Genomic DNA, 21,973 nt, shown 5'->3' with positions numbered 1-21,973 from the left:
ATTTCTGAGACCTCTCAAAATTTCGGGCAAATTATGAAGGTTGACCATGCTTGAGAATATTTCCATATAATGGCTGCTAGTTGCTTCGCTCACTCTTCTTACGATACTGGCCGAAGAACGGCTGAAGGAGTTGCATTTGTCCAACCGCTTTCGTTAAGACCAAATTCTCGGAGGCTTTTAATTATTTTTTCATATGCATAAGCTTCCTTGAGCGGATACTCATTCGGTTCTAAATGATTTAATCTATCGGGAAGCGTTATATTATTTTTAGCTGTTTTTTTCCTCATTGTATTCTCCTCTAATAGCTCAGTCCTTTAAATAAAATGGAATTGTTTACAAGAGTGGATTGATATTCCAGCGCATGTGATAATACCATTAAATGGTTACGAGATCCAAAGACAGATCCATGCACAGGAGACAAACCTAAAACCGTTCATCTCGGCTTGCTTGTGTTAATCAGGCTGGACGATAGGAGGCGCGTCGGTAGCGTCATGCTGGCCTTTGAGATACCATCGGCTAATTTGCTCCTGTGTCGGCTTGAGTTTCTCATTAACTCAATACCTTTTACATACCAACTGATTTTGGATATGTGTATTCAAACCCGTATTTCTTATATAGATTATCTGCTGGTATATCGGCGATTAAACTAACATAGGAACCCTTCGGAGCCTTCTCGTCCAAATATTTTATTAGCTCGGACATAATCCGTTTACCAAGCCCTTTTCCTTAATGGATCGGATCGACTGCAATATCAACAATATGAAAAAAAACAGCCGCCATCTCCAATAATTCTACCCATTCCAACTAGCTTATCAGCTTCCCTCAAAGTAACAATAAAGAGGCTGTTTTGAAGGGCTATTGTCGAGCCTGCCAAATCTTTTGGGCTTAGACCAGCAGCAACCCTTAAGGAAATATATTCTTCGGTTCAGGTCAGCAGTTCTTTATCTCAATGCTACTTGATATTTAAATCCTCCATTTAGGCTCTAACATCTGAATTCTTCAATAGTTCGCCCTACTTATGATACGGTTCCCCCCGGTTTATCTTCACCACCCGATACACCTGCTCCACCAGCACCAGCCGCATGAGCTGGTGGGGCAGCGTCATGCGGCCGAAGCTCATGCGCTGCTGGGCGCGGCGCAGGACTTCATCGGACAGCCCGTGGCTGCCTCCGATGACGAAGGCGACATGGCTCGTCCCGTAGGTGCCGAGCCGGTCGATCTCTGCGGCAAGCTCCTCGGAGCTCCAGAGCTTGCCGTCGATCGCGAGCGCAATAACATGCGCCTCGCTCTTGATGTGCGCGAGGATGCGTTCGCCCTCGCGTGCCTTAACCTGAACAACCTCTGCGGCGCTTAGGTTGTCGGGTGCTTTCTCATCGGCTACTTCGATAAGCTGGAGCTTGAGGTACGGCGTCAGCCGCTTGGCATACTCTGCGATACCGTCGATCAGGTATTTCTCCTTCAATTTGCCCACGCCTATAATTTGAATTAACATAATATCCTCCATATGCCGGCCTCCGGGCCGGCTGCTGTATTCTTCGTTGTATGATTAGCAAGGCATCCGCCAGCTATCAATCTTAAATCAATTCTATGCCCGAGGCTGCACCAGCTGCTCTTTCCTGCTCTTCTCTACGGCCTCGTCGCGGTCGCCCACCTGAAGCTTCAAATAAATCGCCGAAATATAGTTTCGGACGGTTCCCTCTGACAGATGCAGCTTTTGGGCAATCTGCTTATTGCGCAGCCCTTCCGTTAATTCTTGCAGAACCTCCAGCTCCCGCTCGGTCAGGTCATACGGATTCAGCGAAGCTTCCAACTGCTGATCCTGGAACAGCTGCTGGGCCACCTCCTGCGAGATCATCGTCCCGCCTCCGTAGACCAGGCGGATCGTCGCCGCCAATTCCTTCGGATGGAGCGCCTTTAGCAGATAGCCCTCAGCGCCAAGCCGCAGCGCTTCCGCCGCATAGGTAATCTCCTCGAAGGTTGTAATGATAATGACCCGGATCTCCGGCCACTTCTCCTTAAGCTGCCGGGTAGCCTCCAGGCCGTCCATTTCCGGCATGTGAATATCCATCAGGACAATATCCGGCTGCTCGGCGGCGCATTGCTCCAGCGCCTGCTTGCCACTCGCGGCAGTACGGATCCGGAAATCCTTCTCCTCTCCAAGCAGCAGCCTCAGACTCTCGCGGACCAGCGGCTGATCGTCAGCCAGCAGGATATCAATCCGCCGCTCCCCTTCCTGCGTCTGATTCGGAATCATACAGGTTACTAGCGTGCCGTCATTTTCCTGGGAATCAATGTATAGCTTGCCCTGTAATGCCGCAAGACGCTCCTTCATACCGGTGAGGCCGAAGCCGTAGCGAAGCTGTGCAGTTCCCTTGCCGTTATCCTGAATCTGCAGCATGAGCTGGGCCGGATCATATTGCAGGACCACCCGGATGGCACTCGCCTGCCCATGCCTGCTGGCATTGGTCAGTGCCTCCTGCAGCGAACGGCATAACGTATGTTTGGCCTGCTTAATCACCGCATAAGGCTCGCCCATCGTGCGGAACGACAATGCGACCCCCGTATTGGATTCGAACTGCCCGGCAATCTGCATCAAAGCCCGGTCCAAGGTCACCGGCTCCTCCAGCGGGTCCATCTGATGGACCTGCCGCCTCACATCTTCCAGCCCTTTGCGGGCTAGCTCCAGAACACCCTGAAGCTTATGCTCTCCTTCCTGCGTGGCTACATGCGGCCTCAGCGTTTCCAGACCCAGAATCATCGAAGTATAGCTGTGTCCAATCGTATCATGCACTTCCCCGGCCATCCGGTAACGTTCCTCCAGCAGGGTCATGCGTTCAATCTGAGAGGAATACTGCTCCAGAATGGTATATTGCTCGTTGACTAGCGTCAGCTTTTGCCGGATCGCGTTGATTGACTTCGCTCCCATCTGCAATCCATATCCGGCTGCGTAGACGAACAACCCATCCGAGAGGCTCTTCCAGATCAGCGGGTGCGACAGTCCTTCCCCTATGGCGGGTCCGGCGCTTAAGCTGTACAGCAATAAGGTGATTGGAAGCGTATATAAGTGCGCCTTGTCCCGGGTATGGAAGGCAAGCATCATTACAGCAGGCAGGAATAATCGCGTTAAGCCAAAATAGTACGCCAGCGCGAACGCGACCCCGCCTGCGAATATAAATTCCAGAAGAATATACCGCGTCTTGAAATCCCGTCCAACCCATGAAGGAATTAAGCCGCCCAGCAATACCGCTGGCAGCACTAGCCAGAGCGGGAAATCCGGCTTATCCAGATACATCAATATAACGACCGCTATGCTCCATAACAGGCGTAAGAGCAGAACGGTTAGATTTTGCCACGCCCGCCGGGCTTTATTTTTTTGCATCAATCAGCATCTCCAATTCAGCTTGATCTGTTGTCACATCCAGCATATGACACGCAGTAACTGTTCAATATGACAGTCCGCTTGGTAGGTTATGGGCAGCGGGATTCAGCTAAGCGATATGCAGAATTATATCCTACTACAATCTTTTGGAAAAGGGAGGGGTAGCTTTGCCGCTGCTTCAAATACGGGATCTGACCAAGGTCATTGGCCGCAAAACTCTTGTAGACCATGTATCACTGGAAATGGAAAAAGGAGAAATCATGGGCCTGCTGGGCCCCAACGGAGCTGGAAAAACAACGACAATCCGCATGATCGTGGGACTCGTCTCCAAATCGGAAGGACAGGTCATTATTGACGGAATCGACACCCGGCAGCAATTCTCTGCAGCTATGGGCAAGGTTGGCGTTATCGTGGAACAGCCCGATCTGTACAAATATTTATCCGGATATGACAATCTGATCCTCTTCTCAAGAATGAGTCCGGGCGTCACCGAGGACCGGCTGAAGGAGATTATCCAGCTTGTAGGACTGGAGCTGAGCATTTCTGCAAAAGTCAGTACCTACTCGCTGGGGATGCGGCAACGTCTCGGCCTGGCTGTAGCGCTGATGCATAAGCCCTCTCTGCTGCTGTTGGATGAACCGACCAATGGCCTTGATCCGGCGGGCATCCACGAGCTGCGGGAGCATCTGAAGAATCTGGCCCGCCAGGAGAATGTCGGCATTCTGATCTCCAGCCATCTGATGTCCGAAATGGAGATGATGTGCGACCGCGTTGCCGTGCTCCAGCAAGGCAAGCTGATCGGAGTGCATCGTTTGTCGGAGCTGGTTCAGGAGGATGACGCTCTCGTCCAGTTCGAGGTTGACCGGCCGGAGCTGGCGATGCAAGTACTGCAAGCGTTCCTGTCAGGCGCGGAAATTACTGCCGGCCACAACCAGCTTCGTGTACGCCTACCCAAGAACCGCATTCCCGAAATCAGCCAAAAGCTGCTGGATTCAGGCATCAACGTATACGGGGTGAACACGGTGAAGCGGACGCTTGAAGACAAATACCTTGAGATTACTGGAGGGCAAGGACATTGAAGCTGATCAACTATATCCGAAATGAGAATATGAAGATTTACAAAAGAAAACGCACCTGGGTGCTCATTGCTCTCGTTGCAGTCTTCGTCATCCTTCAGATCATCAATGTGCGTGCTGGAGATGGGGGTACCGCTGCGGCAGACTGGAGGTCGCAGCTTGAGCAGGAGAATCACCGGCTGGCAGAGGAAGCTGCCGAACCGGATGCGTTGCAGATTGAAATACGGCAGGCGGAGAAAAACATTTTGCTGAACGAGTACTCCCTGCAGCATAATTTGCCGCCTGAGACGAATGCCTGGAGCTTTGCGGGGGATCTTTCAGGAAACATTGTTTTTGCCGTCTCGCTGATCTCAATCATTATTGCCGGAGAGATTGCAGCTGCCGAATTTGTGTCCGGCACGATCAAGCTGCTGCTGACCCGCTCGGCCAGCCGGACAGAGGTGTATACCGCCAAATATATTGCCGCGATCCTGTTCGGACTGGGGTTGACGCTGCTCGGCCTTCTGCTCTCCCTGCTGTTCGGGGGAATCATGTTCGGCTGGGGCGGTCTTGGAGACAGCTATATGTATGTGCGGGATCATACAGTGCACCAAACGCCCATACTGCTTTCAATTCTTGGCAGTTACTTGTTCCATCTGCCGTTTCTGTTGATTTCAGTTACACTGGCTTTTATGATATCTGCTGGTTTTCGCAGTCCTATCTTTGCTATCGTCATTCCCTTGTTCGTCTCCGTGGCCGGATTTGTTATTTCCATCGCTATGAACGGCTGGACGTGGACCCGTTTCTTTATTTTCTCCCATTCCGACCTTAGCGGTTATTTCTTGGGGGATCCGGCAGTGAAAGGCATGACGCTCGGCTTCTCTCTGGCTTTTATAGGACTTCATCTGGCAGTCATGCATCTTCTTTCGCACACCCTGTTCGTCAAACGCGATGTCTCATAACGGTACACAATGCTCTTCCATATTAAATTTAGAAAAGGGGAATTCCAATGCGCTGGACATGGAGATTATTAATCGTAGGTTGCCTGCTGCTAGTAACCGCTTGTAGCAAGGGCGAAGAAACATCGTCAACTCAGAAGCTTGAACTGGAGGCTGACAAGTTGACGAAGCTGGTTATAGATAACCGCAACGGAGAAATTGAAGTAAACGGTGCAGACACGGATACGATTGAAGTCACCGCCGTGGTCACCGCCAAAGGCATAAGTATGGATAAATTGAAGCTGAAGCTGCGGGCAGAAGAGGCTACTGCTTATTTGGATGCTTCCTTTGGCGGCCAGATGCTGGCTATGGGTTCCGGGGCCGTGGATCTGGAGATTACACTTCCGCGTGAACTCGCTGTGGAGCTGGACTCGCATAGAGACGGCAAACTTAAGGTTGCTGATCTCTCGGCTCCGCTGGAGGTGGACAACGTGAACGGAGATCTGGAGGTTATCGACACCAAAGGTCCGGTAACACTCTCCAGCCGGGACGGCGATATCACCGTGCGCAATATTGGTACCGATGTTGATATCGATAATATCAATGGACATGTTGTGGTAACCCAAGTAGAAGGTTCGGCCGAGGTTGCTGTCGGAGACGGTTCACTGGATATGGATCATATTACGGGCGATGCCGTGATCTCTCAGACCGGGAATGGTGAAATTAAGCTTGGAACCATTGGCGGAAACGTTAGCCGGAAATAGTGGCCAACAGACCATCCCAAATAAGCCGGATTTCCGTTCCTTTGCCGGGGGCGGAACTCACGGTAATCTGTCCACCCATCGCTTCAACCAGTCCTTTGGAGATCGCCATGCCGAGACCGGAACCGTTGGTTGTGGAAGCCGTATCTCCCCCGCGGTAATACCGCTCGAATAAATTCGCTGCCGTCTGCTCATCCATCCCCTGGCCATTGTCGCGGAAAATAATAACCAGCCTGCCGGTATCCATCGCGCTCAGCGTTACGGTAAGCTGCGTACCCGAAGAATTATGCAGCAGCGCATTGGCCGTTAAATTGCCGACGACCCTCTCCATCCAAGGCCGATAGATCCTGGCGGTAATTTCTGTGTCAGGGGATTGATAAATGATCCGCCCCTCTCCATACTCCGGGTTGGCCGCGGCCTGTTCCAGCGCATTGCCAAGCCAGGCTCTCATCTCCACGGCCTCGGTCTGCGGGACATGAATACCCGATCTCAACCGGTAGGTAATGGCCAAATCGCTGATCAGCGTATCCATATGCGCCGACTTCTCCAGCATGATTGCAGAGAACTTGCGGACTTCTTCAGAGGACCAGTCATAAGTATCCTCGGCGAGCAAATGGGCGTAGCCTTTAATGGAGGAGAGCGGGGTTTTCAAATCATGGGTAATGCCGGTAATCCATTCTTCCCGCAGGGTCTCTGTCCGCTGCCGCCGGTCCTCGTCATGCCGCAGAATCTCAGTCAGCTGGTCCAATGACAGCATGACATCGGCAAAGATAGAATAACGCCGCTTCCACTTGCCTGACTTCAGCCGGCTGCGCGGACGGCCTTTGCGGTCCACCGGTTCGTCATAAGAGCCCTGCCCGAGCATATCGAGCCAGGCCAGCATATGGAACATCGGAGCGCCGAAGCGGCGCGCGTTCAAGAAGGACAGCTGCGCAAAGATCAGCAGCGTCGCCCCCAGCATCCCGGCAATTCCAGTCAGTACAATACGCATTTCTGCGGAGATCAGGGGGGCCTTGGCCGATGACTTCGCCGCATCATTGGGCAAGCTTACCACCCAGGTCTGGCCGGTATCTTCATTATAGTCAAACGCCATACGGTATCCGTATCTTCCCTCATACTTCGAGCGCAAGGCAAGCTCTTGTACAGTATATTTGGCCGGAGCAGAGTCCGGCCGGTTAAACGCCGCCACCTCACTGCCCTCCGGATTAAGCAGCTGCACATAACCGCCAAGCGCCTGGATCCGGCTTTCTGTCTTAGCTGAAAGCAGCAGCTTCCCCTCCGCATAGGAGGAAGGTTCTTCGCTGACCGCTTGCAATAGCGGCTTAAGCACCTCAGGCACCCCATAGAGAAGCGTGTATATTCTGCCGTGTTTCTCTTGAATCCAGAGGTAGACGTCATACGGGAAATCCTGCTGTTGCTGCCAATAGGCGGCCAGCTCTCCCGGATTATACTGCGCCGGAACATCAGAAGGTGTGTTATAGGACTTCTCTACTTTTCCGTTCTCATCCAGGCTTTGCAGCCAGCCTTTATTTTGCTTGACCTGCTCCAGCAGCTTCGGGTCGAAGATAATGCCGTCCGCTCCGAACTCGGAGGACTCAACCAGCCTTTCCAAACCCACAGAAACAAAATTATCGGTGAGATTGATCTCCGAAAGCCGCAGCAGCACCCACATAACGGTGATTGCCGCAATAAGCAGCACAACCAATCCGGCGATGGCCGAATGCAGCACGAACCGGAGGGTCAGACGCCTTTTCATCTTCATGCCTGTCCCTTTTCCTTCCCGCTGCGCTGTACCAGCTTATACCCCAGTCCTCTAACATTGACCAGATACACGGGATTGGCAGGCTCCATTTCAATCCGTTCGCGGATCCGGTGAATATGTACCATAACTGTATTGTCGTCGCTAAGCGCGGCCTCACCCCATACCCGCTCGTACAGCTCGCTTTTGGTGAACAGCCGGTTCGGATGCTTGCAGAAAAATAACAGCAATTGAAACACCAGCGCCGGACAGGTGACCACTTCGCCCTCCACTCTCAGCTCGCCCGCCGTCTCATCCACCTGGAATCTTCCGAAATCATAGCTAATGTTCTGCTGAACCGGCTGCCGCTCCTGCCTGGCATTTCCCTGGGGAGGCTGTCCGTGTTGCCCCTCTTTATTTTGAACAGGCTCCGGCCCGCCCGCGTCACCCAGATAACGGCGAAGCTGCGAACGGATCCGGGCCACCAGCTCCAGCGGATTGAACGGTTTCGTGATATAATCATCGCCGCCGACCGCAAAGCCGGTAAGCTTGTCAAAATCCGAAATACGCGCAGACAAAAACAGCACCGGCGCATTCGTCGTCTGCCGCAGGAAAGGGCAGATATCAATCCCGCTGCGCCCCGGCAGCATCACATCCAGCACAATCAGGTCATACACCTTGCTCTGGCAGGCTAGAATAGCAGCTTCACCCGTACCCGCCGAATCTATATCCGTGAATCCTTCTTTATAAAGTACCGTCTTAATCAGCTCAACAATGGACGCCTCGTCATCAACGAGCAGAATGGCAGCATGGTTCATGCCAGTTCCCCTTTCGATCTAGTAATCGCAACTATCATAACATGATTGGCTCCGCCAGGCTGGCCGCACAACCTTAACAATAGCTTAATTCGTCTGCCAAAACCGTTGTTCAAAGTTAAGCAACCGTTAATGCAGTGTTATACTGGCGGAAATACTGACTAGCTACAATAAAGAGACGATAGGACAACAGCACTGCCGGGAGGAACAACATATGCGAAGCATCAGCAAAATGATGGCCGGTACGACGGTCTTGGCCGTCTTATTATCAGCCTGTGGAGGAGAGAATTCGATGAATAACAGTCCGGAGGCATCAGCATCTGCCAGCCCCACAGAGGAGGTAGCACAAGTTACACCTTCCGCATCCCCTGAAATCAGCGAAAGCGGACAACAGCCCGTACAGCCGGAGAATTTGGCCGGGGCCCTGTTAAGCAGCAATTTCAGCGGGATTTATGAGCGGTTCAGCCCTGAATTCAAGCAGCAAATCAGTGAAGATGAGGTCAAGGAGATGGGTTCGGCGTTTATTCAAGGGGTCACTGCCTTTGAGCCTTCCACTATGATGAGGCTGAACGGCGCCGAACACCGGATATGGACAAGCGATGATGGCGACAAGGGGATTATTGCTGTTTTTGATGAAGCGGGCGTCATTCACGGCCTGAACATCACGGAGCTGACCACCTATCCCGAGACAGATAAGGCATTGACCCGGACTGCCATGACGCTGCCGTTCCAAGGGGATTGGTTTGTATTCTGGGGCGGCAACAACGTGCTGAACAATTATCATTATGAGTACGAAAGCCAGCGCTACGCCTATGATTTCGTGCAGGAGGTGAATGGACTTTCATACGAAGGAGATCCGCTGCGCAATGAGAGCTACCATGCTTTTGGAAAGAATGTCACCGCCCCTGCTGACGGAATCGTCACCGAAGTCATAAATGATATCCCCGATAATACCCCTGTGGGCGTGATGAATGAAAAAGAACCCCCAGGCAATCTGGTCGTGATTGACCATGGCGGGGAATACAGCTTTTTGGCCCATCTCAAGCAAGGTTCGGTCACCGTAAAAAAAGGCGATTCAGTCAAAACGGGCGATATCATCGGGAAGCTTGGCAATTCCGGCAACTCCAGCGAGCCGCATCTGCATTACCAGGTATCGGACGGAGCCGACCTGTTCGGCTCCCGGTCCCTCCATATCCGGTGGAAGGACAATTTAAATCCGCTGAAGGGCCAGACTGTAACCGGCAAGGCCGCTGCAAACCGATAACGGCTCAGGATACGCCTGAGGCAAGCAACCTTAATCTGCATAGTACGAACTGGACCCTGCTGATGGCAGGGTTCTTTTTCCTTCTATAGAAACCGCAAAAGGACGTGCTATGACGTCCTCTTTTTCATTTGTTGTGCAAAAGAATCCGAAAGCTTGCCGTCTAGTGCTCTTCCGTCTTCTCCATAAACAGCAGCTTTGACTCACCAGCCGATTCATAGGCCTCCAATATGGAATCCAGGAGGCCGGGGAACCGCTCTTCCAGGTCATCGGAGCGCAGCGACAGCAGGCGCTGTGTTCCCTGGGCACGGGTGTGGACGACTCCCGCCTCACGCAGCGTGCGGGCATGATGCGACATGGTCGATTTGGCGATAGGAACATTGAAGCTGTTGCAGGCCTGTTCACCATGCTTGCGGATTTCCGAAACAACATATAATCGAAGAGGATCGCTGAGCGCATACAATACGGAAGCAAGCTGAATGTCTTTACGGTCCGGATGATACAGTATCTTCATAGATAAATATCCCCTTTGTGGTACAGATGGGTGCAAAATATTTTAAAATCCCTAATTGCATTTTACCTTACTGCATGCTATATTTCAATTGTTCGTAAGTAATCGAACTATCAAACAATAAAGGAGTGGCCCTCACATGAGCTCAAGCTCTACATATCCACCTGCAGTGGACAGCTCAGCCCCTTCGGTGGAAGCCACTCTTCCACGGGAAGGGCTGCTGACCGTTCTGTTCAGTGTCGCCATTGTACTCGTTATAATGAATACCGCCATGTTCAACCTGGCATTGCCCGATGTGACTGAAACATTCGGCATCACGGCTGCATCTGCTTCCTGGATCGTAACCGGGTATTCGATCATGTTCTCCATTGCCTCCATCACATTCAGCCGGCTCTCCGACTTCCTGCCGATTCGCAGGCTGCTTACAATAGGTCTGCTGACGCTTGGCCTGGCGGCGATTGCCGGCTTCTTCAGTTCGAATTTCGTATTTCTGCTGATTGTACGTATTGCGCAGGCCTCCGGTGCAGGCGCAGTGATGTCCCTGTCACTCGTGCTGTTCACCCGCTATGTCCCGCTGGCCCGCCGCGGCAAAGCAATGGCGACCATCATGTCTGCGGTTTCGCTTGGCCTGGGTCTCGGTCCGGTGGCCGGCGGAAGTATCGTCGAATATCTCGGCTGGCACTGGCTGTTCGCCGTTACGGCCGCCATCCTGCTTCTGGTGCCGCTGTTTCTGGTGCTGTTGCCCAGAGAAGTGCCCCGCCGCGGTTCATTCGACGCGCTCGGCGGACTGTTTCTCGGCATTGGAACGACCGGCCTTCTGCTGTTTCTGACCGGCGGATACTGGATTGCGCTGATCGCCGGAGTGGCCTCCCTTGCCCTGTTCATCCGCCGCATTGGCAGCACTCCCGATCCGTTCGTAATGCCTGCACTGTTCCGTGACCGCTCTTATCTGGTCCTGTCACTGGTCGGAATCGCTTCTTATTTATGCAGCTTTGCCACCTTGTTTCTGCTGCCGCAGATTCTGACCCACCGCTTCGGCTTCAGTGCAAGCCACGCCGGGCTGGTTATCTTTCCGGGGTCACTGCTGGCGATTATCGTCTCCCGGGGGGTAGGACGGATTATTGACCGATATGGCAATGGGGGCATTCTGCGATATGCGCCGCTCCTTGTGCTAACCGCCACCGTCCTGTTTGCTTTGCTCGCCGCGCACTCCTGGATTGCGGTCATGTTGACCTATATGATCATGAGCCTGTCCTTTACGGCGTTGTCCAGCAGTGTATCTAATGAAATCTCGCGAATTCTCCCTTCTGCCCAGATCGGCTCCGGTATGGGATTGTTTCAGCTGCTTCAATTCTTCAGCGGGGCATTCAGCGTAGCTCTGGCAGCCAGCGCCCTGGAGTGGCAGCGCGGATTATCGCTTTCGTCCGCTTACTCCAACATCTACTGGGGACTTTCACTGGCCGCAGGAATTGCTATGCTTTCAGCCTTTATGTACCGCCGTAGCAGCCGGACCGGACAACTGGCAGATGCTTAATTCCCTATATTTCCACAAAAAAGCACCGGACCGCTTGTAACTACAGCAGCCCGGTGCTTTCTACTCTTGCCTGATTACTTATTGAAGGTCCCTAGACCACCAAATACTCCGCATTTTTCTCGCATTCCGCACATTTCGCCGGCGGGTCCCAGTCCGAGAACTCGGTTTCCTTCAGATCCACAATATCCGGTGCATCCTCGTACTCGTCCACAAACTTGTCGATGGCCAGCTCCACATGTTCCTTACACACTACGTACATTCAATCAAGCATCCCTTTCTGTGCCGCTGCGGCGTATACTCCTTCTATTGTTCTACCACACTTCCCGGCAAAAAGGAACTACCTGTCCCAAACTGCAGGATATCCTCTGCAATGAGAGCCAGCGCATCCCGCCAGAACTCCAGCGAATGCACATCAATGTCCATCAGTTCTGCGGCATCCGCAATGGTAGTTCTGCTGCTGGCTGCCAGGAAGGATTGATACTGGTTCACAAAATCCCCGCCCCGCTTCTTATACTGTGCATATAGTCCTTTGGAGAACAGCAGCCCGAACGAATAAGGGAAATTCAGAAACTCGTTGCCTGTCATATAATATCCGGCTTTGCTGATCCACTGGTAAGGATGAATTGATTCCGGAGCGACACTGTCGCCATAAGCGGCAGTCATTGCCTCCAGCATCAGACTGTTAAGCTCCTCAACAGTTAACGCTCCTGATTTCCTTCTATTATACAGCCGGCTTTCGAACAGGTAGCGGGCGTAGAAATCAACGATGTAATAACCGGCATCGGAGAGGCTTCGTTCCAGGATAGCTAAGACTTCCCCCTCCGGGGCGGACTGAAGCAGCTTCTGATTAATCAGACTCTCGCAAAAGATCGATGCCGTCTCGGCAACCGGTATCGGATAATCGGTATTGACCATCGTCTCCCCGGCGAGGCAGCTGCTGTGATACGTATGCCCAATCTCATGCGCCAGCACACTGACATCCATATAACTTCCGGTAAAACTCGTCATAATCCGGCTCTCTCCGATCGGGAAAATATCGACGCACATGCCGAAATTCCCCTTCCCCGATCTTGGCTCAGCATCAATCCAGCGGCGGTCGAATACTTTGCGGGCAAACTCTCCCAGTTCTGCACTGAACGTGCTGAACCCGGCTACGATAAGCTCCTGTGCCTGCGGATAGGTGATTCTGGCAGAGGACTCCCCGCCAACCGGAGCAAAGATATCATAGAATGGCAGCGGGCCCGTGTGGCCCAGGAGCTTTGCTTTTTGGAGATAGTACTGCCCGAAGACCGGCAGGCTTTCCTCTATAGCCTGAAGCATGACTTCAAGCGTCTCTTGATCCATGCGCGAAGCTGCCAGCACCTTATGCAGCGGCGAGGCATACCCTCTCAGCTCATAGACTGCTGCCGCTTCTCCGCACACGGCATTGAGGCAGGCCGCACTCTGTTCCGCCACGCTCCGGCAAGCGCCGGCCTCAGCTTCATACGCTGCTTTTCTAACCCGTGGATCATTGTCATAGACCAGATTTCGCAGTTCCGATAGAGACAGACTACGAATCGCACCTTCCATTTCCACATCCGCGCGCAATGTAGACAAGGTTCTCATATACAGTCTTTCCCAAGCCTTGGCACCGGTATTCTGCATCCGGGCAATGACCGTCTCAGCCTCTTCACTGAGCAAATACTGTGACTGCCGCTGAAGCTGGCGCAGATAAAAGGCATGTCCGGCAAGATAATCGCTAGATTGTATGATGTTCTCCAGATCCTCCGCGCTCACTTGGGCCAGCCATTTGCTGAAGCTTACCAACGCTTCGCCGGCACCGGCTGCGGTATCCTCCAGTTCATCCATGCTATTCACTGCTTCTGCATTGCCGCTGTCACTGCTGAAGACCAGCTCCGCATAACTGAACAGGCAGAGATATACTCTTTTGAACGCGTTGTAACGCTCCAGGGACTCTTCCGTTTGTTTGGCCGCATTATCGTTATCCTTTAAATGAAGAGCCGCCCATGCCTTGAGGCCGCTGGCAAGGGTCTCCGCAAGTTTAAGGTCCTCTTGAAATTGATCTGACTGGAATGAGGGGTACAGGCTCTCCAGGTCCCATGTTAAGTCCATTTGCATTTATCTCCTTATCATAAACGCAGCTGAAGCTATACGTATCCCGGCAACCAGCCATAAATACATATAGCGGGCTGCGTATAGTTGAATGAAATTTCTGAACTCTCTATCCTGCGGTTGCAACTCACATGCTTCCACCTCTTCCGATGTTTTACAAGAAATTCATTCAAGTATATCACGCTTCTTCATGGTGAAATATGCGGTAAATAACTGGACATAACACACTAACAGCGGTTCACGAAAAGGGAGATGGCCGCTCTTCACTAAGATCATCAGGAAATATCAGGGTTAATGCGTTATGATAAGTTTAATTCTATTTATTCCCGCAAAGGAGTACCTATCATGATCAATGAATCCATAACTGAGGGTGTCATTCGTACCCGTACGAAACTCCGTAAAGATCTGCTAATCTCCATTTTTGATGAATTCGACGGCACCATTATGGGCCTGACTCCCGCGAAGCGGGCAGAAAAGTACCTGAAGATGTCGCTTAGCCCTTTTTCATTCTACCGGGGCAGCTCTTATCTGTTCTATTTTGACGCCACAAGACAATACTTTCCCTACCACACTTCGGCGGAGCGCCCGACCTGGATTCAAGGGGACCTGCATTTCGAGAATTTCGGGGCTTTCCGCAGCGAAGATGGCTCTATCGTATATGACGTCAATGATTTCGATGAGGGTTATGTCGGCTCCTATCTGTACGATATATTGCGTATGGCAGGCAGTATTGCGCTTGTCGGGCGGCAGCTGGGGTACGGGGAGGCAGAGCAGCTTAACGTGATCGAGAGTTTTGTGCAGGCCTATTCCAGAGGGATCCGCCGGTTCAGCCAAGGCAAGGACAACCCCGGCAACTTCGTAATGAATGAGAACGGGGCCAAAGGGCCGGTGAAGAAGCTGCTCCGCAAGCTGGAGAAACGCCGCCAGGGTCATTTTCTGGAAAAGGTCACGTCCCAAATGCAGAGCGGCAGAGTATTTCTGGAGAACTCCGAACTGGCTGTCCCTGAGGTAGCGGAGCAAGCGTTGCTGGAGAAGGCCTGGAGCTTCTATATGCAGACCATTGTTGCCCGCAGCTGGAACGACGATCATTACCGGATGAAGGACATTGCTGTCAAACATGGCTCGGGCACTGCATCCATCGGGCTGGACCGTTACTATATATTGATCGAAGGCGGAAGCAGTCAAGAAGATACCGACGATACCATTTTGGAAGTAAAAGAGGTTCGTGTGCCAGTCCCGGCTTATTTCATGCCTTATTCGGAATCTTTCTGGAGCACCTTCGGACATCAAGGGAAACGTGTGGCGGCCACACAGCAGGCGATGCATCACAAAGCTGATCCCTATCTGGGCTTTCTGACGATGGATGGCCGGGATTTTTATGTCCGCGAACGCTCCCCGTATAAAAAAAGCCTGAAGCTCAAAGACATCGCAACTGTAGACGATATGCTCCAGGTTGTTGAAGTCATGGGCAGCCTAACGGCCAAAATGCATGCCAGAGCCGACGCAGATGTGGACCAAGGAATCCTCTCCTACCACAGCGAGAAGGAAATTGCCAAAGCGATGGGCCCCGACCCTGATGCTTTTGCCCGCTATATTTCCCAATGGGCTTACGGTTATGCCACCCAGGTGGAGAAAGACTTCGTGATGTTTACAGAATGGGTGAAGGAGCGGTTTGGAGAGGAAGCGGAAGTGCCTCAGGCGGAGTAGCTGCCCCGGCTGTAGGAAGCGAGAATCGCCAATAGCGTGAAGCATATAAATTCTTATGTTTTTAAAAAAGGCTCTTTCCCCCAATCGGGTGGAAAGAGCCTTTTCGTATACATCTCTATTCTCCTGGTGCCGTGTTCACGAACCCGCTTGGCCGGTCCAGCTCATACAGCTTGCGGTAGCGCGGTTCCTTGTCCATCAGCTCGGCATGGGTGCCGCGCATTTCCACGAACCCGTTCTCCATAAAGATTACTTCATCCATCTGCTCTGCACCGACAAGATGGTGGGTGACCCAGATCAGCGTCTTGCCCTCCATGGCCTCGAACATAGTAGCCAGCAGGTCCCGCTCTGTACGCGGGTCAAGCCCGACGGTTGGCTCGTCGAGCACAACTACCGGTGTATTCTGCAGCAGAATCCGCGCCAGGGCAATCCGCTGGCGTTCCCCGCCGGAGAAGCGCTGGCCCGCCTCGCGCACCGCTGTGTTATAGCCTTCCGGCAGCGATGAGATCAGTGTATCCAGCTTGGCCAGCTTGGCGGCCTGCTTAATGTCCTCATCAGACGCATCGGGATTACCAAGCCGGATATTATTGGCTACGGTAGTGTCGAACAAGTGCGGGCTCTGGTTCAGCACGGCAATAAGCTGCGGAATTCTCTCGCCATAAGCGGAAGCTTCAATGCCCTTAATCGTGGCCGAACCGACGGAAGGCGTAATGACGCCTTGAATCACCTTCAGCAGTGTTGATTTCCCTGCCCCGCTGCGCCCGATAACAGCAACCTTCCGGCCTTGCGGAATATCGAGCGTCAGATTGCGGATCGACCAGTCATCTCCCGCAGCATAGCGGTAACCGGCATTCTCCAGCCGGATAGGCGCCTGCCCTGTTTCCTTGATCGCCTTGACCGCAGCATCCACATGGCGGGCAGTGTCAGCCTTCCCCGAATCCGGTGCTGCCCCCGCCATATTTCCTTCCGCGGCTTCCACCCCGGACAGGCGCTCCAGCGAATTGCGGTATTGCGGGATCTTCTCCACCGCTTCCGAGACCGGCAGGAAAGCATCTGCTACCGGAAACACCACCAGTACAAACGCTGCAATCAGCGTTCCGGCAATGGCCCCGTCCGCGAATTGGCCGGCGGCCCAGTACAGCATCGACAGCACGCCGATGCCAACAACCGCCTGCCCGATGAACATGCGCAGGCGCGCCCAGCGACGCAGCGCTCCGTCGGTGCGGGCGACAGCTCTCTCATCGGCCTCGTAGGTTTCCACGAATTGCCCCTGCCGTCCGCTGATCACCCAGTCGCCCATCCCCAGCACAGCATCCGTCAGCTTCTGGTAGAGGCGGTTGCGCTCCTGCTTCACCTGCCGCTGGCGTTTTTGCGTCAGCAGCAGGGAAATCAGCGGCAGCACAACTACCAGCACCAGCATATAGAGTCCCATCAGCAGGGCAAAAGCCACATCAAACGTGCCGATGGAAATCACCGCCGCCGCGTAAATCAGGAGGGCAATAATGCTTGGGAATACAGTGCGCAGATACACATTCTGCAAATATTCAATATCGTCGGCCAGCATGCCGAGAATATCCCCGGTACGAAACCGCGAAGATAGAAACAGCGCCTGCGGCTCCAGGATATTGTACAGCCGGATCCGCATCTTCGAGAGAATCCGCAGGATCGTATCATGCGAGACCAGGCGTTCCGCATAGTGGATGACCGCCCGGCTCGTCCCGAACGTGCGCACGCCGACAATCGGCACATAGATCATCAGTATATTTTCTGGCGGTATGGACGCCTTTGAGATCAGAAATCCCGAGGTGTACATCAGGGACGAAGCTGAGAAAATCGTCAACGCACCCAGCACGATAATCAGCAGAAACCGCCAGAAATAAGGGGAGACATAGGGAGCAAACCATCCTTCACGTTTCAATGGATTCCCTCCAATTGACTTTGAATAAGCTCATAATAAGCACCGCGCCGGGCAACTAGCTCCGGATGAGTGCCAACCTCGGCCACCTGTCCCTGCTGCATCACGACAATCAGATCCATATCAATCATCCAGTGCAGGCGGTGGGTGGCGAGAAACACAAGTTTCCCTGCAAATAGCGGCAGCATCGTTTGCTTCAGCTCGTATTCCGTCTCAATGTCGAGATGGGCGGTCGGCTCGTCGAGCAGCATGACCGGACGGCTGCTCAGCAGTGCACGGGCCAGCGCGACGCGCTGTTCCTGACCGCCGCTGAGCGAGCGGCCGCCTCCGCCGATCATTTCATCCAGCCCGCTTGGCAGCGACTCCACCAGCTTGGATAATCCTGCGGCGGCCATCACCGAAGCAACAGCTTCCGTAGAAGCTTCCGGATAATAGAAACGTACATTATCCGCCAGCGTGCCGCTGAAAATATACGGCCGCTGCGGAATATATGAGGTCTGCTTGCGCCACTCCTCATCGGTAAGCGCACTGACACGATTCCCGTTAATGCTTATGCTCCCTGAGGTAGGATGCAGAAAGCCGCCCAGGATATCGACTAATGTGGATTTACCTGCGCCACTCTCTCCGATAATTCCAATCTTCGCAGAACCCTTGAACTCCAGGTTAACGCCCTCCAGCGAGGCAATCCCGTCTGCTTCATATTTAACGCCAACCTGCTCCAGCTTTAGCACACTATCCTGCCGCCAAGTAAATACAGCGGCAGAAGACGGCGCGGCTGTAGAGGTTTCCGTTCTCCCAGCCTCCAATACCTCCGCTGTTACCGTATCCCGGTCGATAATGTCCTTCATCGCTTCACCAGCTTCCTTGCCATCCAGCGTAGCATGGAAATCCGCTCCGACCAGCCGGACCGGCAGGAAATATTCCGGCGCCAGGATCAGAATGGTTAACCCGGTAACCAGGGTCATCTGCTCATTGACCAGCCGCAGGCCCAGGCTTACCGCTACTGAGGCCACGGATAACATCGTGAAGAAGTCCATCGCGAAGGAAGACAGAAAAGCTACACGCAGCGTACGCATTGTAGCCGAACGGTAGCGGTCACTGACCTCGGCAATACTGTCACTATGACTGCGGCTGCGCCCGAGAAACTTCAGCGTCTCCAGCCCGCGCAGCGAATCGACAAAATGATTGGACAGCGTCCGGTAAGATTTCAGCTGGCGGTCCATTTGCTTGCGGGCGGTCATTCCGATCAGAATCATAAAGACGATAATAATCGGCATCGTCAGGGTCAGAATAACACCACTCGACGTATCCAGAGTATAGATGTATACCAGAAGCAAGACCGGTGTTACCGCCATCCCTACCATCCGCGGAATAATAAGCTCTATATAGGTGCGGAACTTCGTTACTCCTTCAAGCACAAGCGTAACCAGATTTCCCGTGCCCCGGTCGCCCGCCAGCCTCGGTCCCAGCTGGAACAGCTTGTCCATCATTTGTCTCCGCATGCTGCTGCCAGTGTTCTCCGCGAAGCGGTAAGAGACGCGGCTCATCAGCATGGCGCAGGCATGGCGTACAAGAAACGCAAGAAGGAACAAGAGCATTGTCGCCCCTTGTTCCTTCAGCGGTTCTCCCGCAAACAGCGCAGAGACTACTTCTGCCAGCGACTTGGCCAGCAGAAGAATGGACAGGCTTTGCACCAGGGTAAGGAAGCCTACGATCAGAAAGACCGGCTTAACTCCTTTGTACCCAAGCAAATTTTTATCCATTAGTATTCAAGATGCTCCTTCTCGTGAACCCGTTTGTGGAAGATGAAATAACTCCAGATCTGATAACCGAGCACGAACGGCAGCAGCGTCAGCGCCACAATCGACATCACCTTCAGTGAATACTGGCCCGAAGCCGCATTGGTGATCGTCAGATTAAACGCCTCATCAATAGAGCTGATCATAACCCGTGGGAACAGGCCCACAAATATCGACAGCACCGACAAAGCCATAACCGCTCCGGTCATCCCGAACGCCCAGCTGTCTTTCTTCTTGGTCATGAAATAGCCGGACAGAACGAAGGCGGCAATGCCTAGAATCACTAATACCAGCAGCAGGGCACCACGTTGTTCAAACACATCTGTCATATAGTAAGTCATAATTACAAAAGCAACCAGCAGCGCAGCCAGCGGGTACAATAGCTTCTGCGCCAGCTTGCGCGCACGAACCTGCAGATCGCCAACCGTACGGAGCGTCGTGAACATCAAACCATGCACCAGGCAAAGCAGCACTACAGTAATCCCTGCGACTACGGTATACACATTCACGATGTCGAAGAATCCGGCATACATCTGCATGTCACCGTCAATCGGCAACCCTTTAATGAAGCTCGCGAACACTACTGCCAGCAGGAACGGCGGAAGGAAGCTGCCGAAGAAGATGCAGGCGTCCCAGGTTCTTTTCCAGGCCAGTGAATCGCGTTTGCCTCTGAATTCAAAGGCGACACCGCGGGCAATCAGCGCCAGCAGGGCAAAGACAAACGGAATATAGAATCCGCTGAACAGCGTTGCGTACCAGTTGGGGAAAGCAGCGAACATCGCGCCCGCACCCGTCAACAGCCATACCTCATTCGCATCCCAGAACGGTCCGATTGAATTGATCAGCACCCGGCGTTCCGTATCATTCTTGGCCAGGAACTGCGTTTCCATTCCTACGCCGAAGTCGAAGCCTTCCAGGAAGAAAAATCCGATAAATAATACCGCAATCAGCACAAACCACAATTCATTAAGAGAAAGCATGCGATCCCTCCTTATTATATGGATCATGCGACTCACCGTGATCGTTATCCATGGCATAAGGGCCTTTTTTGATAACTTTGATGAACAATCCGATCAGTACCGCTCCCAGAATAGCGTAGATCGCCGTAAAGGAGATCACCGAGAACAGCACCTGTCCAGCCGATATATTAGGAGACACACTGTCTTCTGTCGTCATTAATCCGAATACCGTCCAAGGCTGACGTCCGATCTCTGTCATGATCCAGCCTGCAGTATTGGCAATTGGCGGAAGCAGCAGCCCCCAGAACATGAACCGCATAAACCAGGTGTTCGGACGTTCCATCTTTTTGCGCCACATCAGATACATCGCATACATACCGAGCACAATCATCAGCGTGCCTGCGACCACCATGATCCGGAAGCTCCAGAACGTCGTACGCACAGGCGGGATATAATCCCCCGGGCCGTACTTTTGTTCATATTCCGCCTGCAGCGTGTTCATCCCTTTAACTTCACCGGAGAACTTACTGTAGGACAAGAAACTCAGCATATAAGGAATCTTGATTTCCCCGGAGTTTGATTTATTGTCAGGATCAATAAAAGCACTGGCTGTCCAAGCCGCAGGGTCACCACTGTCCTCCCAAAGGGCTTCCGTAGCTGCCATCTTCATCGGCTGCGTCTCTACCAGATACTGCGCTTGGGCATGACCTGCAACGGCTACCCCCATGGAGGAGACAATGCCGACAATCGCCGCAATTTCGAACGATTTTCTAAAGAAAGGCACATCCTGCTTCTTGAGCATTTTATAGGCACTGATACCCGTTACCAGAAATGCCCCTGTAGCGTAAGCCGCGAGCACCGTATGCGGGAATTCCACCAGCAATTGTCCGTTTGTAATCAAAGCCAGAAAGTCATTCATTTCGGCCCGGCCATTATTCATCGCAAAACCAACAGGGTGCTGCATAAAAGAATTGGCTGCGAGAATCCAGAATGCCGATAACATCGTTCCCAGCGCTACCATCCAGATGGACAGTAAATGAATCTTCTTGGAGACTTTGTCCCAGCCAAAAATCCATAAGCCGATAAAAGTAGACTCCAGGAAAAACGCCAGCAGCGCTTCAATCGCAAGTGGAGCCCCAAATACATCCCCGACAAAGCGGGAATAATCGGACCAGTTCATTCCGAACTGGAATTCCTGCAATATCCCTGTTACTACCCCTACTGCGAAGTTAATGAGAAAAAGCTTTCCCCAAAACTGCGCCATTCTTTTGTACTCATCGTTGCCTTTTCGGACATACATCGTCTCCATGATCGCGATCAAGAGTGCAAGTCCAATAGATACCGGTACAAAGAAGTAATGAAAGATCGTCGTCGACGCAAATTGTATACGCGACAGCATAACTGTATCCATGTTTCTTCCCCTTTCTTCTCCCCATTCGTTATGTCTATTCTGTCAAAAATTCAAGGGCTAAAGTGTGATAATTATCACATT

At 52.7% G+C, this 21,973-nt stretch carries 18 protein-coding genes and 1 pseudogene; 6 read left to right on the top strand and 13 right to left on the bottom strand.

Annotation, left to right across the window (positions count from 1 at the left end; all coding sequences use genetic code 11):
- Positions 1 to 98: 98 nt before the first annotated feature.
- The 4 genes and pseudogenes from NYE29_RS10355 to NYE29_RS10340 form a co-directional block, all read right to left on the bottom strand.
- Positions 99 to 287 (bottom strand): hypothetical protein, encoded by a 189-nt coding sequence (locus tag NYE29_RS10355; protein ID WP_076111746.1) that lies wholly within the window; start codon positions 285 to 287, stop codon positions 99 to 101.
- A gap of 277 nt (positions 288 to 564) precedes the next feature.
- Positions 565 to 913: pseudogene (locus tag NYE29_RS10350) on the bottom strand (GNAT family N-acetyltransferase).
- A gap of 99 nt (positions 914 to 1,012) precedes the next feature.
- A complete protein-coding gene (gene rlmH, locus NYE29_RS10345; protein WP_340899682.1) occupies positions 1,013 to 1,492 on the bottom strand; it encodes a 23S rRNA (pseudouridine(1915)-N(3))-methyltransferase RlmH in 480 nt (159 codons plus the stop codon).
- A 93-nt stretch (positions 1,493 to 1,585) separates the two neighbouring features.
- On the bottom strand, positions 1,586 to 3,379 hold the full coding sequence (locus tag NYE29_RS10340) for a hybrid sensor histidine kinase/response regulator transcription factor (RefSeq protein WP_340895818.1): 1,794 nt from the start codon (positions 3,377 to 3,379) through the stop codon (positions 1,586 to 1,588).
- Between the two features lie 167 nt (positions 3,380 to 3,546).
- Here NYE29_RS10340 and NYE29_RS10335 point away from each other — a divergent pair, with 167 nt between their 5' ends.
- The 3 genes from NYE29_RS10335 to NYE29_RS10325 are packed head-to-tail and all read left to right on the top strand — an operon-like array spanning position 3,547 to position 6,136.
- Positions 3,547 to 4,458, top strand: coding sequence for an ABC transporter ATP-binding protein (locus NYE29_RS10335; RefSeq protein ID WP_340895816.1), 912 nt, complete (start codon positions 3,547 to 3,549; stop codon positions 4,456 to 4,458).
- Complete coding sequence (locus NYE29_RS10330; protein ID WP_340895813.1) at positions 4,455 to 5,396, top strand: ABC transporter permease; 942 nt, start codon at positions 4,455 to 4,457, stop codon at positions 5,394 to 5,396. Before NYE29_RS10335 ends, NYE29_RS10330 begins: the two co-directional genes overlap by 4 nt.
- 47 nt (positions 5,397 to 5,443) lie before the next feature.
- Complete coding sequence (locus tag NYE29_RS10325; protein WP_340895812.1) at positions 5,444 to 6,136, top strand: DUF4097 family beta strand repeat-containing protein; 693 nt, start codon at positions 5,444 to 5,446, stop codon at positions 6,134 to 6,136.
- On the opposite strand, the gene NYE29_RS10320 is transcribed toward NYE29_RS10325, so the two are convergent.
- Together NYE29_RS10320 and NYE29_RS10315 are read right to left on the bottom strand one after the other, a co-directional pair.
- Positions 6,123 to 7,895 carry a sensor histidine kinase gene (locus NYE29_RS10320; RefSeq protein WP_340895810.1) on the bottom strand — a complete coding sequence of 591 codons (1,773 nt, stop codon included), beginning with the start codon at positions 7,893 to 7,895 and terminating at the stop codon, positions 6,123 to 6,125. The two genes, NYE29_RS10325 and NYE29_RS10320, sit on opposite strands and share 14 nt — an antisense overlap.
- Positions 7,892 to 8,689, bottom strand: coding sequence for a response regulator transcription factor (locus tag NYE29_RS10315; protein ID WP_076111738.1), 798 nt, complete (start codon positions 8,687 to 8,689; stop codon positions 7,892 to 7,894). The genes NYE29_RS10320 and NYE29_RS10315 overlap by 4 nt, the downstream gene beginning before the upstream one ends.
- A gap of 211 nt (positions 8,690 to 8,900) precedes the next feature.
- Here NYE29_RS10315 and NYE29_RS10310 point away from each other — a divergent pair, with 211 nt between their 5' ends.
- Positions 8,901 to 9,950, top strand: a complete 1,050-nt coding sequence (locus NYE29_RS10310; protein ID WP_340895809.1) for a peptidoglycan DD-metalloendopeptidase family protein — start codon at positions 8,901 to 8,903, stop codon at positions 9,948 to 9,950.
- Positions 9,951 to 10,110: 160 nt separating this feature from the next.
- Here NYE29_RS10310 and NYE29_RS10305 read toward each other — a convergent pair whose 3' ends face one another.
- Positions 10,111 to 10,461 carry an ArsR/SmtB family transcription factor gene (locus NYE29_RS10305; protein WP_038598198.1) on the bottom strand — a complete coding sequence of 117 codons (351 nt, stop codon included), beginning with the start codon at positions 10,459 to 10,461 and terminating at the stop codon, positions 10,111 to 10,113.
- A gap of 136 nt (positions 10,462 to 10,597) precedes the next feature.
- On the opposite strand from NYE29_RS10305, the gene NYE29_RS10300 reads away from it, so the two are divergent.
- Positions 10,598 to 11,992 carry an MFS transporter gene (locus NYE29_RS10300; RefSeq protein ID WP_340895804.1) on the top strand — a complete coding sequence of 465 codons (1,395 nt, stop codon included), beginning with the start codon at positions 10,598 to 10,600 and terminating at the stop codon, positions 11,990 to 11,992.
- Between the two features lie 91 nt (positions 11,993 to 12,083).
- Here the strand turns inward: NYE29_RS10300 and NYE29_RS10295 are convergent, their stop codons facing one another.
- Entirely contained in the window at positions 12,084 to 12,251 is a 168-nt protein-coding gene (locus NYE29_RS10295) for a CxxH/CxxC protein (protein WP_063829780.1), read from the bottom strand.
- A gap of 44 nt (positions 12,252 to 12,295) precedes the next feature.
- Complete coding sequence (locus NYE29_RS10290; protein ID WP_340895802.1) at positions 12,296 to 14,104, bottom strand: M3 family oligoendopeptidase; 1,809 nt, start codon at positions 14,102 to 14,104, stop codon at positions 12,296 to 12,298.
- A gap of 345 nt (positions 14,105 to 14,449) precedes the next feature.
- Between NYE29_RS10290 and NYE29_RS10285 the strand changes: the two genes are divergently transcribed.
- The gene (locus tag NYE29_RS10285; protein ID WP_340895799.1) at positions 14,450 to 15,811 is read left to right on the top strand and encodes a DUF2252 domain-containing protein; all 1,362 of its coding nucleotides are present in this window, start codon (positions 14,450 to 14,452) and stop codon (positions 15,809 to 15,811) included.
- 115 nt (positions 15,812 to 15,926) lie between these two features.
- Here the strand turns inward: NYE29_RS10285 and cydC are convergent, their stop codons facing one another.
- From cydC to NYE29_RS10265, 4 genes are read right to left on the bottom strand one after another with little or no spacing between them, the layout of a single operon-like run.
- Positions 15,927 to 17,726, bottom strand: coding sequence for a thiol reductant ABC exporter subunit CydC (cydC, locus tag NYE29_RS10280; RefSeq protein ID WP_340895798.1), 1,800 nt, complete (start codon positions 17,724 to 17,726; stop codon positions 15,927 to 15,929).
- Positions 17,723 to 19,486 (bottom strand): thiol reductant ABC exporter subunit CydD, encoded by a 1,764-nt coding sequence (gene cydD, locus NYE29_RS10275; protein ID WP_340895795.1) that lies wholly within the window; start codon positions 19,484 to 19,486, stop codon positions 17,723 to 17,725. Before cydD ends, cydC begins: the two co-directional genes overlap by 4 nt.
- Positions 19,486 to 20,502, bottom strand: coding sequence for a cytochrome d ubiquinol oxidase subunit II (gene cydB, locus NYE29_RS10270; protein WP_340895792.1), 1,017 nt, complete (start codon positions 20,500 to 20,502; stop codon positions 19,486 to 19,488). The genes cydD and cydB overlap by 1 nt, the downstream gene beginning before the upstream one ends.
- Entirely contained in the window at positions 20,489 to 21,892 is a 1,404-nt protein-coding gene (locus NYE29_RS10265) for a cytochrome ubiquinol oxidase subunit I (protein ID WP_076111727.1), read from the bottom strand. The genes cydB and NYE29_RS10265 overlap by 14 nt, the downstream gene beginning before the upstream one ends.
- Positions 21,893 to 21,973 lie beyond the last annotated feature (81 nt).

This window comes from Paenibacillus sp. FSL M7-1046, from assembly GCF_038007405.1.
Classification (GTDB): Bacteria; Bacillota; Bacilli; order Paenibacillales; family Paenibacillaceae; genus Paenibacillus_AQ.
This window is presented reverse-complemented; position numbering and strand designations above follow the sequence as displayed.